Source organism: Fictibacillus arsenicus, from assembly GCF_001999465.1.
GTDB lineage: Bacteria > Bacillota > Bacilli > Bacillales > Fictibacillaceae > Fictibacillus > Fictibacillus arsenicus.
On sequence record NZ_MQMF01000001.1, the window covers coordinates 457,011 to 470,369 of the forward strand.

The 13,359-nt window shown below is 31.3% G+C and carries 13 protein-coding genes; 3 read left to right on the plus strand and 10 right to left on the minus strand.

The window, feature by feature from the left end; translation table 11 throughout:
* Genes UN64_RS02240 through UN64_RS02250 form a run of 3 tightly spaced genes read right to left on the minus strand, consistent with a single transcriptional unit; the run spans position 1 to position 1,089 of the window.
* Positions 1-180, minus strand: a complete 180-nt coding sequence (locus tag UN64_RS02240; RefSeq protein WP_077359470.1) for a hypothetical protein — start codon at positions 178-180, stop codon at positions 1-3.
* The gene (locus UN64_RS02245; RefSeq protein WP_077359471.1) at positions 177-797 is read right to left on the minus strand and encodes a hypothetical protein; all 621 of its coding nucleotides are present in this window, start codon (positions 795-797) and stop codon (positions 177-179) included. Before UN64_RS02245 ends, UN64_RS02240 begins: the two co-directional genes overlap by 4 nt.
* A complete protein-coding gene (locus tag UN64_RS02250) occupies positions 790-1,089 on the minus strand; it encodes a hypothetical protein (protein ID WP_077359472.1) in 300 nt (99 codons plus the stop codon). The genes UN64_RS02245 and UN64_RS02250 overlap by 8 nt, the downstream gene beginning before the upstream one ends.
* A 366-nt stretch (positions 1,090-1,455) precedes the next feature.
* Here UN64_RS02250 and UN64_RS02255 point away from each other — a divergent pair, with 366 nt between their 5' ends.
* On the plus strand, positions 1,456-1,842 hold the full coding sequence (locus tag UN64_RS02255; RefSeq protein ID WP_077359473.1) for a hypothetical protein: 387 nt from the start codon (positions 1,456-1,458) through the stop codon (positions 1,840-1,842).
* 527 nt (positions 1,843-2,369) lie between these two features.
* Here the strand turns inward: UN64_RS02255 and UN64_RS02260 are convergent.
* The 4 genes from UN64_RS02260 to UN64_RS02275 all read right to left on the minus strand — a co-directional run bounded on the left by UN64_RS02260 (position 2,370) and on the right by UN64_RS02275 (position 6,499).
* Entirely contained in the window at positions 2,370-2,651 is a 282-nt protein-coding gene (locus UN64_RS02260; protein ID WP_077359474.1) for a hypothetical protein, read from the minus strand.
* 801 nt (positions 2,652-3,452) lie between these two features.
* The gene (locus UN64_RS02265; RefSeq protein ID WP_245801940.1) at positions 3,453-4,094 is read right to left on the minus strand and encodes a restriction endonuclease; all 642 of its coding nucleotides are present in this window, start codon (positions 4,092-4,094) and stop codon (positions 3,453-3,455) included.
* A 513-nt stretch (positions 4,095-4,607) separates the two neighbouring features.
* Complete coding sequence (locus tag UN64_RS02270) at positions 4,608-5,897, minus strand: replication-relaxation family protein (RefSeq protein ID WP_077359475.1); 1,290 nt, start codon at positions 5,895-5,897, stop codon at positions 4,608-4,610.
* 353 nt (positions 5,898-6,250) lie between these two features.
* Positions 6,251-6,499 (minus strand): hypothetical protein, encoded by a 249-nt coding sequence (locus UN64_RS02275; RefSeq protein ID WP_077359476.1) that lies wholly within the window; start codon positions 6,497-6,499, stop codon positions 6,251-6,253.
* A gap of 205 nt (positions 6,500-6,704) precedes the next feature.
* Here UN64_RS02275 and UN64_RS02280 point away from each other — a divergent pair, with 205 nt between their 5' ends.
* Positions 6,705-7,709 (plus strand): type I restriction enzyme HsdR N-terminal domain-containing protein, encoded by a 1,005-nt coding sequence (locus tag UN64_RS02280; protein ID WP_171978774.1) that lies wholly within the window; start codon positions 6,705-6,707, stop codon positions 7,707-7,709.
* 724 nt (positions 7,710-8,433) lie between these two features.
* On the opposite strand, the gene UN64_RS02285 is transcribed toward UN64_RS02280, so the two are convergent.
* The 3 genes from UN64_RS02285 to UN64_RS02295 all read right to left on the minus strand — a co-directional run bounded on the left by UN64_RS02285 (position 8,434) and on the right by UN64_RS02295 (position 11,812).
* On the minus strand, positions 8,434-8,544 hold the full coding sequence (locus UN64_RS02285) for an SHOCT domain-containing protein (RefSeq protein WP_245801941.1): 111 nt from the start codon (positions 8,542-8,544) through the stop codon (positions 8,434-8,436).
* Between the two features lie 91 nt (positions 8,545-8,635).
* On the minus strand, positions 8,636-9,175 hold the full coding sequence (locus tag UN64_RS02290) for a hypothetical protein (RefSeq protein WP_077359478.1): 540 nt from the start codon (positions 9,173-9,175) through the stop codon (positions 8,636-8,638).
* Between the two features lie 12 nt (positions 9,176-9,187).
* Positions 9,188-11,812: a lipase/acyltransferase domain-containing protein gene (locus UN64_RS02295; RefSeq protein ID WP_077359479.1), complete on the minus strand. Its 2,625-nt coding sequence runs from the start codon at positions 11,810-11,812 to the stop codon at positions 9,188-9,190.
* An 860-nt stretch (positions 11,813-12,672) separates the two neighbouring features.
* Here UN64_RS02295 and UN64_RS02300 point away from each other — a divergent pair.
* Positions 12,673-13,020: a hypothetical protein gene (locus UN64_RS02300; RefSeq protein WP_077359480.1), complete on the plus strand. Its 348-nt coding sequence runs from the start codon at positions 12,673-12,675 to the stop codon at positions 13,018-13,020.
* Positions 13,021-13,359: the final 339 nt, after the last annotated feature.

The following is a 13,359-nucleotide window of genomic DNA, read 5'->3' on the forward strand; positions in this document are numbered from 1 at the left end:
TTATCCGGTGATCAAAGTCATCCAACTAAACATTTTATCTCCTAAGATGTAATAAGCTAGATGAATTGCACCATAGATACAGGCTATAAAAAAGATTGCACTTAAGCAACCTGCACCGTCACCATCATCACCACTTAAAAGTAAAATAACAAAATAGAGACCTATTAATAATGCTATCATGATTTCTTATCCTCCTTTCTACGTTTTAATATCCTCCAATTCTGTGGTTTCTTAGAAGTAAAAGTAGCTATTTCTCCATTAATTAACATTACATATTGACCAAAACCTTCTTCATCCACGTACCATGCTAGTCTTGATGCTGCCGCTAATGGGGAATTATGATTATGTAATGGGTAAGGCGATTTATAGACATTCTCACTCCATCCCCGCTCCGGTGCATTCGTATGAATTGAAATCACAACTAATTTCTTTTTTGATTTATTTATAATCCAACATCCGTAACTTTTACATGGTGAGGTAAACCAAACGGCATCATTTCTTTGTAAAGGCCGATCTGGCTGTAGTGGGTACAAGGAGTTCTCTTCGTTTTTGTAATTATCACCTACGATTTGATTGTCCCCCTCTGTTTTCCACTCATAAATAGGTTCTTGTTGAGTTGCTAAATTTCTCATGTACTCTCTACAGAGGAATAGATTACAGCAACTTAGAGTGTTAGGATCATCAATATTTACACCTCTTTTAATCGAACACCCTTCTGTTATCCAATCATATAATTCGCAGCTATTCCGGCATGTTATCTTCATTTTGATTTCTGAATTCCAAACTAACCTAACCATTACTAGAATTCCCCCTTGACTTCATATACCTTAGATTTGCTGTCTCTAATAGTAAGTCAATTTCTTTTTTAATAAGTGTAGCCTCCTTTTTAGAATGTGCCGTTAATAATTCCAATTCTAATTCAGCAAGTTTTACTTTTTCATCGAAGGTCAGAACATCATATACCCTCAATTTTTTATTAACCGTAATACCTTCTATCAGATTTTCATACTTACTTAGAAGTGATTTAATCATCTTCAAATCTTCTTTTAACTCTAAAAGTAACTCTTGATCAAATTCCTTTTTCTCCATATTTTCATCTCCTTTTTTACTAGATAACTAAATTATACATGCCTTTTTCCTAATTGTAAATATTTACCATTACAAAAACCGACAAAAAACGAGTTTTTTCTAAATTAACTCGATAGGAAACTAAATGATTATTTTATAAAGAACAATGTTCAATATCTAAAAATTCTCTAGAACAATTTGACTCCTGACTGAGGATAGAACACATTAAGGAATTCCTACGATTTTTGTTTAGCTTTTATATAAGCCGCTCTGTATCCTTACGTTTCTTTTAATTAAGAAAAAGAGAATAAAAGGTTTTTAAGAAACAGGTGGCGAAATAGGAAAAAGATTAGAGAATATATAAGGATTGTGGGAATGAGGTTGAACATGGAAGAGCATAAGTTTTTAGAGAATGAGGAAATTTTGATAAGTAGTACAAGGTTAGTACTGAAGAATAAAACAATAGTGATGGGTGCTGTTTGTTCAGTAGAGTTAGATAAAGAAGATTTTCCAACTCCGTGGTTCTTTATCGTGATTACGATAGTTGGATTATTAATGGCTCTAGTATCACCATTTCCGAATATAAATTCTATAGGGTGGCTCTTTACAGTATTGGGCGGAATAATGGTTCTTTTAAAATGGACAAAGAAACGAAAAGAAGCAGTCATAATCGAATTGAGTTCAGGAGAAAAAGAGTTTATAGATGATAGTGAGGTTCAGGATCTAACCAGTGTATTTAAAGCAATAAATGATGTGATTTTGTTTAGGGGTTGAGGAGCAAAGCAGATCTTATGTTGCTGATTGTAAGTACTACTAACTACAAATTAATATAGCTAATTACAAATTACAGATGGACATTGATTACAAGTAACTTAAGCTATGGTTATCTAAGGGAGATTAAATTGACGGAGTACCCCAAATTAAAGAAACGAAATTTTGATCGATGAAAACCTCAGCTATTCTTTATTTGAAATAAATTCAAACCTCTATTAAAAAACGAGTTGTCTAAAAAATACACCATTGGAGCTTCTTTTGATATATAATAAAGCCACCTGCAAGAAGTGCGGTGGCTGCTATGTGGCTATCGTAAGGTTAAAAGACTCTGAATCATAGATTCCGAGTCTTTTATTGTTTTGATGATGAGAAGATAAAACTTTTACACTTTAATACGTCCGCAGGTATTGTTCTTTCGCATTAGCATAGATTAGGTCAATCTCGAGAATTCAATAAGTACCTGAAAAATTTCGGTCTTCCTCTTTTGTTAAGATATCCTTCATCTTAACCCTTCACAGTCCCCTAATCTATTTCCCCTTAGCTATATGCCTTTCTCTAGCAGCTGCATATATACGATCAATCTCCTGTTCCAATTCGAAAATCTTTTGTCTCTCCTCTTTTGTAAGTAAATCAGTATAGTCGCTTTCAGATTTTATCGAATGCAAGAGCTCATTATTCTTTTTCAGCATTTTTTTCACATTCTCTTGCAGCTTTCTGTATTGTGCTTGTGTCTTATTATGCCGTTCTTCGGTAATCTCTCGTTGAGATTTAAAATGGATAACGCCTGATTTCGGCCGTTCTTTATTCACGTTCAATTCCTCCTTTCCTGGCTATCAGAATTTTTAAGAGGTGACATTGAATCAATTTGTTTTATCATTATTTGAAGATCATCTAACAGAGATTCCATTTTTTTCCCTATACTTCCCTGTTGCTTCTCCATCATTATGAGCTTTTCGCCGAGCAATAATTACGTATTTTTCCTTGTCAATCCTACATCAAGTACTATTGCTACCAAAGGGCAAACGATGTACAGCGATTGCGCTGAAGATTTACGGTTAGCCACATTCGCCAAGCATCGTGAAAGCAATCGATAGAGCAGATGATAGAGGGAGAAAAATGACCTAAAACTTTCTTTTTGACCAATGGTGCACAGTTGGCTCTATCTGCCGCAACTATTGCGGCAGTTATTGCTGCTTCTCTCTAACTCGCAAGTTCATAGAAATTATAAGGTATAACAACGTACACCAAAGGTATACCAATCATTGATAAAAGGTATACCTTTGGTGTACCTTCATTAATTTGTTGCATCTAATCTTACATTAAGATTCAATATGTTTCATTCAATTTCCTTCTACTTTAAGAAACACAATAAACCCCTGAATGAACGAGGGTTTATTCGATATAACGTGAATCAAATAATTTAACATAACCCCTATTTTGTTTTTTCATCATTAAATATAGAATCAACACCTCCAGTGTGCTAGTTCTTCTTTCCCTAAAAAAAGACCCGAACTAAAACCTTGATTTTAAAGGCGTTGCTCGGGTCTTATAATATTTATTATAGACAGGAGAAGAATCTTGCAGTAGAGTTTCGGAGACTAACCCGTTTATTAAATACCAGAAGCTTTTTGGTTATTTACAATCATTTCTATTAATATCCCTCGATCAATAAGGAAAATATTGTTTTTTTCAGCAAGTTCATACGCTGACTTTGAGAATGTATTATTTGTAACTACCCAACCTTCGGTTGCTTGGTAGTATGGCATGGATGAATAAACTTCTTGAACTGCTTTAACACCAACTGTTTTGTTGTATCGTTTTACTTGAACAACAATAGTCCGATTATCTTTTTTTAATATTAAATCAGCCCCAAAATCGCCTGTAGCAGAGGTTGTTTGTACGTTATATCCCATAGAAAGAAACAGGAGTTCCAAATAACGTTCAAATTGAACTCCTTCCATTAGGTCAATTTCCATGATTCCTGACTGAAGAATTTTTTCTTCGTTTTCCCGTTCTTCTTTCGCTAGTATCCAACGAAGGGGTAAATATAAAATAAAAATAACCAGAATACCTATCCAAAAGATTGGCATATCAACAATATAAATCTCTCCTGCTGTTGAAAGAAAGTACAATAACGTCAACATTAATAACAACCAGATAGCCATGAAATCTACCGTTTGTAATGGACTTAATTTTACCTTTTTTCCCCTTGTCCTATAAGTTCTTACTCTATAACTTCTATAACGTCTCATTTTTTATTACTCCTATTATTTAAATAAAACCCGTTACAATAAGTAAGGGATCTGCCGAGACCAGATTATTTCCATTTTATCTCAAATGATACTCAACAACAACGCTTAAATGTGAATGCCCCAAGACTTCTTTCTATTCGATCCAACACTTGCTGCTGAAGAATCCATAAAACGATGTCTAATTTTTTTCCACTCTTAAATAATCCCAATATAGAGCAAAGTGACAGCAGGAAATGAATGACCGTAGAAATTTCACTTCGACTATTGGTGTATCTTATCTAACTGCAACAACTATTGCGGTAAAAATTGCTGTTATTGGCTGCAGTCATTGTAGAAAGCCTCTCAAATTCAAGTTTCAATAAATTACAATTTTAAAGGGTTTATTAAGTAACTTTCATCTTACGATTGGTATACATTAATCGTAGACCAATTGTGCACCAAGGGTATACCAACCATTGTTTATGGTATATCTTTGGTGCACCTTCATTAATTCGTTATAACTAATCTTACATTTTAAAATAATAAAGATGGCCACATCTTATGATCGTAAACTTTTTTAACAGTGTATTTTGAATTCTTTACATAGATATAAGGTTTATTTGTATAGTCCTCTGAAATTTCAGCTGTTATATATCGAACTTTATCTAATGCACCTGTAATCTTAATATCCTCATTCATTGTCTCTTCGTCATCATAAATGACATAAAGAAATTCAGCTGTATACCCAGGTTTCATACAAGGTACTTTTGAGAGTTGAACAATTTGTTCATAATCTCTGATGTTTCCTATTTCTTTATAATGAAACAAAGTAAAAAAGCTTCGTTCCTGATTTACCTCATGAACATCAATAAGATGAGGATCAATACTATAATTTAAACAATAACTATTAAAAATTTCTATTCCATCTTCGCAATCCCACCATTGATGCCGCTTGCTTTTTATAAGCAAATCAGAAAGACAAATTATGCTTCTGGTTATCACCTCAGTCTTTTCACCTAAAAAGCATAATGCAGCTTTTTGTACTAATGATAAAGGAAGTATATATATTGGAACATTTTTTGAAAGAATTTCAGGTACAGAAGATAAAACTTTCATAAGATTTCTTATCCGGTTTGTTCGATCATCTACCCCTTTTCGATTTGGTATAGAGTTATCAAGGAGTACGATTAGAACGGCTTCTTTTCTTATTTGCAAATGGTGATCTGCTTTAGTTAGATATCGAATTATTTTATTCTTTAATTCCTTTAATGATTCAGAACCACTGTCAAATTCAATATATATATTTTTATCCTCCAATTGCATAACTCCATCGGGAATTACTTCTGGATAGACTCTTGTATTTTTAGACGGAAAGACTCTAAATCCAGTAATATTCTTTTCTTTAAAAGCTATTAAACTTTTGAGTATAACCTCTTTAGTACCGAAATGATGATCGAGATTATTTTTAGGTATATCTGTAATATCTTCACTTTCATAATGTTTTGGAACATGATCTATTTTTTTGATTAAGTTATATCCCTTTTCTTTTAACCTGAAGTATTTTATAGTTGTTCCATTTTGGCCAATTTTATATTTATAACTTTTGATCAGCCCATACTCTTCAAACTTGGATAACTTCTTCCAAAAACCTGGATAAGATATTTTCACATGATGTATAACAGAATAATATTGAAATAATTGTTTTTCTGTTAATATTCTTTCTGTTAATAAATACTTAAGTATGTTTATATCGGAATATTTAACACTTAACTTTTTACGGTTATTACCTTGTTGAATAACAATAGAATTATGTTTAAGATGCATAAATTCCCTCCAAAATAGGGGTATAGTCTGGCTTCAAAAAGTAACTAAAAGTGCCAATTCATACTTGGTCAAGTGGTTAATCTGGGATTAACTACTCAATATTAACCAATAACATGTAATCTATTTCCCCATATTTTCACTACTCCTTTTGAAAAAAATAAAAAAACCCGAACAACGCCTTAATCAAAGACGTAGCTCGGGTCTTTCCCGTTAAATATTAAATTTCTTCTTTAGAATAACAATTTAGAAAAATACAGTCAAGAAACTAACCACTTATTTAAGGTTAAAACGATTGAGTTAGGAAAAAACTTCAGTCATTTCAGTCTAAGAACTCCTTCCTTATTTAACCGATTTCACTTTAAATCTTTGTTTAAAATATACTTACTGTTACCAATTGATTTGAAATATTTTTTATAAGTCAGACTATGTTTATCCGACGAAGAATTAGGTTTCAATTGAAGATGTAAAAAAATTTGTATTTGATAAAAGGTGGCAGCCATCAGAAAAATTTCTGAACGTACTTTCGGTTCTTCCAACTCCTTTTTTCTTACTGCTTCGAATACCTCAAATGCCAATCCTCTGCCATATTTAGGTTTACCCATACAAATTACCTCCTTCTTATCTCTAATCAAAATTAAAAAACATAAATCTATTTAAATAGGTGAGGTAATCAAATTTCTAAGTTTATTGTATTTTCTATTTTTTTTCTTATAATGTATATATTGTATCTTTCATTTTAATACATTCCAGATTCAAACTATGAAACTTAGTAAAGAAATTTCCTAATAATTATTAAGGGTGATTTATTTGAGTGAATTATTAATAGCTTTAAATCAAGTTAAACCCACTTTAATTAAAAAATATCACTTTCCGAGAGAAAATATTGATGGATATGGTAGAGTGCCCATTCAAATTGGTAGTCAGGTAATATGGGGAGATTTTGTAGTTAATTATTATGACAAACATAGCAAAAAAAAAGCATTTTGTGTAATTGAAGTAAAAGAGTGCAGTGACGAAGATATTGAATTTGCTATACCTCAAGCCGAATCATACGCACAACGTCTAAATTCACCTTATTTTTGTTGTACAAATGGGAATGTCTATTTATGGTTTATTACAGGATCTTCACAAGGGGAATCAATAACATTAAAAGGTCCACCAACTTTACCAGACAAAAGGTATTTAAAAAAGCCAAAAAGTTTTTATGCTACACCATATTTATTTGAAGCGATCTCTAATTTTGAATCCAATGTAAAAGTAAATACTAGAATTTATAATGATTCAAAATGGCATAATGATACTACCAATCAACTAAATAAACTACTTGAAGATAAAAATCTATATAATAAAACCTTAATATTAAATGGTCTGAATGACTACACAATGAACTCACGTGGAAAAACAGAACTCCTTAAAAATATCACTCTCAACTATTCTAGATTTATAGATTTGATTAATTATCTTAAACGCCCAGATGTTCCTATTGAAGTAAGAATAAATGATACAGTCGGCAAACATTCTAAATATGGTATAGAAAAAGGGGGTATTTTTTTCATTACGCAATTATTAGCAGCCCTTTATCCTATGGAATATACAGTAATTGAACACAAGGCTATTAAATCTATGCTTAGATTTCAAATTACAGATATCGATTTAAAAGGGGAAAATTCTCAAGATTTTTTATACTTTAATCAAATTTGTCGGGATCTTTTTCCTTTATTTAAGAATGATTTTAATTTTAATTTATCTTTTGTGCATAATTTTCTCTGGCATTATGAAGCTGATTATTTAAAGAATAATTCTTGGGATTAATAAGTTGGATATTATTTTAAGATTTATGATCAATTCAATTCCTTAGTAATTTTAAAGAGAAGTTAATCCTACATTTAGGAAAAACTTCTCTAAACATTGAAGGTGCTCTCCATGCACACGTCGTTGCCATTCAAGAATATATGACTCCATAACTCTCGCATCAGGAGTCTTTATTCCTAATGAAAATATAGTAATAACTCCTTATAAATATAACAAATGTTTAAGATAAATTAACTACATTTTACGATTTTTACTTTTTTTCTATTCTAAGTTCATAATTGTAATTAGTTCTATTTTTATTACTTTCTCCATGATTTGCTGTAATAATTAATTACCCTAACAATTCACGTGTCCTTTCCGTGAGTATTGCTTTTCTTACTTCATAAAACTTTTCGAAGTAATGTATTTCAAGTGTACCACCCTGCGGAATCATGGTCTGCTTGCAATAATATCCTTTTGTTCATCCTTTATATCGTTGTAATAATCAACGAGCCGCATAGCATTTTTGCTGCCATTGCTCCTGTCTTCAAGCAAATGTATGTAAAACTATACAGGAAGCAAAAAAGGCAACGCCCACTGGGTTAGTTGCCTTCTTTTAAAAGAGTAAGGCCATTCATGATGTATAGATTTTGGAACATTGCATCAATTTCTTTATTACCTTCATCGTGTTCTCGTATGCCAGAAAAGCCGTCCAACTAATCTGAACGGCTTCTGTACGGTTTACCTATTCTGCTTTGCGACTCTTCGTTAAAGCCCAGTTATTTCTTTCTCTCTTAGCACTAAACTCTTCTTGTGTTAAAACACCCATATCGACCAGTTCTTTTAATTTTTTCAATGTTTCTATCTGCTCGTCAAATGACATTTTTAATGCTGGTGGTATAGAAGCGGGTTGTCCTTGTGACCCGTTTGTGGTTTTAAATTATTAATTATTTACGTTCAAATATTAAAAGAGATACTGTACTTGGTAACTGATTTTTGGATTCTTTTAACCTAGATGCCTCTTCATTTGAAACATCGTGAATAATTATTTTTCCAACTGGTTTATTTTTTGAAATGAATATTTGTAAATCATAATTTTTTTGAGTTAAAAATGAAAACTGATTTAACCATAAAATAATATTATTTTTTATTTCATTTAACTCATTTTGTTCGTTTTTTCTGATTTTATGATATTTAATATTTTCTAAATACAATACAAGCAATATCAATATCAATAAAATTAGAGGAAAAAAAACTAATGTAAATAATTCAAAAAACGTTTCTTCTTTTAAAATTGCTAAAAAAACACCAAAAATTAAAGTAGTGGTTAGCCAACTTACTGGAATAATAATTGTCACCATAGCTTTTAAAACTGTTGATTTACTTAAAGGAAAACTTATTGTCCATAATTGAAATTTATATATTATAAACCAAAAAACAGTCCAAAAGATTAACAAAGCTCCGCTTAATGCTAACCAGGTTGGCATAATATTCACCCTTTAGTCATTGTCCATATCTAATAAAAGTGTAATCTCTCTGAGTGCAGGAGATACATTCTTGGAATCTGTAATAATTAGCTTATGCTTAAATAATTTAAAATTCTTATCCACTGTAAAATGCCCGTAAAAAGTTCCATTTTTTTCAGTTAATCTTATTCTTTTATCTGGGACGTGTTTAGCTTTTATTGGATGCAATTTTGCAACAGGATCTGTGGTCGTTATATTTTCATTCGTTCTCTCAGTTCTTAATTCAAAAGAAAACTCATATTTTTGCCCCAATTTTAATAATTCAGTTGGTGGTCCACTAAAATAAAGTGAATATTTTTCTGAAAAAAGAACTTCTATATCCAACATTTTTGATTCAAATTTAATACTCTTTACGTTGTCACCAATTATTGCATCAGCTTCAATAGGATAATATTTGTTTTGGATCAATTGTTTAATAGAAAAGTCTTTAATTGTTAATAATTCGTTTTGAGTTATGTTATTAAAAATCATTTCTGCATTTAATGCGGATGTATTTTCTGTCCACATTAATAACGGTATATTACCTAAATGAAGCTCAAAAATATTAGTATTTTCTATAAAAGGCAAATGGATATGTTTAGAAAAAAATTCAATTTTAACAGATGCTTTAGGATTAACTCTGATTGACTCAGCAGGAACCTTTACACGTTCGTTTTCAACTTTTCCAAATTCGACTTTATCGGTATCATCATTTTCCTTTATTATTCGATAGAACGTTTCATAGGGAGAATTATTTGTAAAAGCAAGAAAGTTTATAAAAATCCCATCTGGATCAATTAACAAATTCATTTTTGTTTTTGGATACTGTGTTTCAATCCAGACCTTTAATTCTTTCCCAATAATATCTCGATTAAATTTATCTTTTCCAAATACTTCAATAATATGTTCACCTTGGTTTAAATCCAATCTTGACTTTTCATTATAACGATGGATCGTATTCCCATCTATTGAATAGAATAGTTCTTCAATATTATCCTGAACATCTCCCTCAATATTAAGTATTATCGGTCCTGAATATGTATGCCTAAAAGGTACTTTTTCTACATTTTCCGGTTGTTCAATTTTAATTTTGACTTTGGGTACCGGGATTTCATCAATAATATCTTGATCGGTGTTATCTTTTACCTTTGGTAAGAGTTCTTGTTCGTCAACCTTTAAAATGGAGCCGCTTATTTCTTCATCTGCAGGAATTATTAATTTAGCTGATTTTCCTCTATTGACTGGTATAGTACTAAAATTCAGCTCTTTATTATCTTCATAATCTTCAAGAGAAACAGATGCAATTCCTTCTTCATAAGCACTAATTTCAAAAGTTAAATCTTTCTCATATTTCTTATCGAAATATAAATACTTCGCATCAGCAATACTAAAATATTTAAAGGATTTTTCTTTGGCTATATCACTAATTTCAGTAATGCTCGGATCAAAAACCCCAGCTATATATCTACCTTCATTATCAAGAATTGTAGTTTCTACAGGGCACATTACTCTTGCCATATAACCAGCTTTTAAATCGTTGTTTATTATAGGGTTTCCTGTAGTTGTTTCACTAATAACACCTGTTATGCCTTCTAAAGATGCTTCCTCAATGCATTTTCTTATAAATTGGACAATAGTTTCATCAGAACACAAATTTTTATGCTCTCCTACTGCATAAAATATTTTAGCATTGTGATAAGGTTTAGCACTGTCAAGAGGTACAACTCCATCACCATTCATGAAAACAGAGGCATTTTTGTATTTTTTTGTTAAACCAATTCCTGCCTTACTATTCTCAGGAATTTTGTAAAGCGTTGGAATAGAATAGCCAACTATGTTAATATGTTCAATCTTTTCAGGAATAGCTTTTTTCATTTCATCATGTAAAGGGGTAATATATTTACTCCATACATCTAAAACTCTTTCGGAATCTTTTTTTTCATTTTCTTTGTTATAAATAATCTGTACTTTTCTTTGAACATCTTCATAAGTAAGATCAGTGTTACTATCAGGTAATATGAACTTGCCATCTAAAAGGTTAAAATATTCTTCACTTGGCAGCAATTGATAAACTGCTGGGTACTGTCTGGCTAAACTTCTAGTGCTTTTGGTATCTAAAAACTGATAGAAATTAGCAAGATTCTCAAACACGCCTGGTTCCCCATAAACTAAAGCTTTAAACGAGTCGGGAGAACCTTTCCATGGTGTTCCAACAGTTATAAATTTATTAATATTCACTTCATTCTCTGACTCATTGATTTTTAATATTGCTAATTTTGATAATAATCCACCCATACTATGCGCCACAATCGTTAGACTTTCGGATCGTGATAAAAGTTCAATTTGTTCTATTAATCTGTCAACATGATCAAATAAAGATTTTCTCCAATCATAAGGAAATAAAACTACTTCTTCCCCAAATTCATCTAGAATACCTTGGTAGATCTGTTCAGTAAACATACCTAACCCAAAAGGGGTTACTTGTTTTAAAACATCATTAGCATCTAAATCATTATTTATTCCCAATAATTCGACGTCTTGCTTAGTTGCAGGAAACCATCTCTTGTTATTACCCTCGAATAATTCGCTACCTTTTATTCCTGGTACAAATAAAATCATATAATCCTCCCATAATTATATTTATAATTCCACTATTCCAATATACTACATTTTTTTACAAATTTATGTAATGTTTTAAAATTGCTTTTTAAAACTAGTTAAGGTACCTATTAACAGTATCAATAACGGGACACGGCATTAAAAGTGTTTCACATTTTTCATTCTTTGATAGAATCCATGTTTGGAAGAATCACCGACATATAAGCGAAAACGAGTGTAAACTTACAAAAAAGTTTACACTCGGATAATAGTACAAAACTTTTTCAGATGTAAATGGGACATTTTAAAGTTCTATCTTACCGTTTCAATGAAAGTAACCCATTAAAGTGTACCCAATTGGAATACATAACCACTCTTTTGAGTTAATAATAAGAAAAAACCTACACTTATGAAGTAGGCTTCTTATATTACTGTATTCCTTTTACATCACGGTCGGTACTCCTTATCTTTTTTTGACTTTTGATATAGAGTACTTTACATTCTGCTGGTGATTATCTATTAATGAAAACGTTTATAATCTCTGCATTTGTTTGCAAAGTATAGCACGAAGAGCAAAGAGATTTAGAAATTGTATAAATTTCTTTACCATACACACGAAAAATTTTACTCAGTATTTATATTAAATTGTTCTATAAGAACCCTTCCTTTTTCAGTAAGCTGTTTACTAAAGTTATCGAACTGCTGCCATTTAAGGGAATTATTAAAAGGCTTGGTAAACCTCCATAATATTTTGGCGTATACAGTACCATAACGTGGTCTGTTTTTCTTCTCTTCTATTGCATAATAGCTACCAAAAAAACTCCATTATTACATATTCTGCTATATAATAAATTTATTACAAGTTTATGGAGGTTTTTTTCTTGGGTGCTAAGAATAAAGTTGTTGCTGGTGATTATGAAAGTTGTAAAGTTTCGAGTATGTTTGGGGTTGTAAGTATCTCAACTGGTTTTGCAAGTACACTCGAACTCAGTAAAAAAACAGTAGCAGATTATGAAAACATAGATGAAACAAAAAGAAAAAGTGCTACAAGTGCAGTTGGCCGCGCTTTTGTTGGAGGCTTAGTCTTGGGTCCTGTTGGTTGGTTAGCGGGACTATCAGCAAAATCCAAAGGTACACATATGGTGGCTATCGAGTTTAAAGATGGTAAAAAGAGCCTCTTAGAAGTAGATCAAAAGATATATTCCGCCCTAATTAAGAAAATGTTTTAACGTATTTGAAGGAATTTAACCCTAATCAATTCATGGAGAATTTTCCAATTGTTATAATTATTGTGTTGACGTGGAAATGAGTTTTTTAAAAAAATTCCTTTGTATTATTGGCATACTATCACATCTCACATCTTATTATTTTGCATTTTAGGGTTCCTTCAAAATATTGGTCACGCTTTGGTCACACACTATAGAAAACTACCGGAAACAGCAGACTATTTTAATTTCTATAATCTCCTGAAAAGCTTGATATAAAGGCATTTAAGAACACTTTTGAAAACCATAGGTAATTTAATTCTCCACGCTGGCAGCCAAAAGGTCAGCGGTTCGATCCCGCTA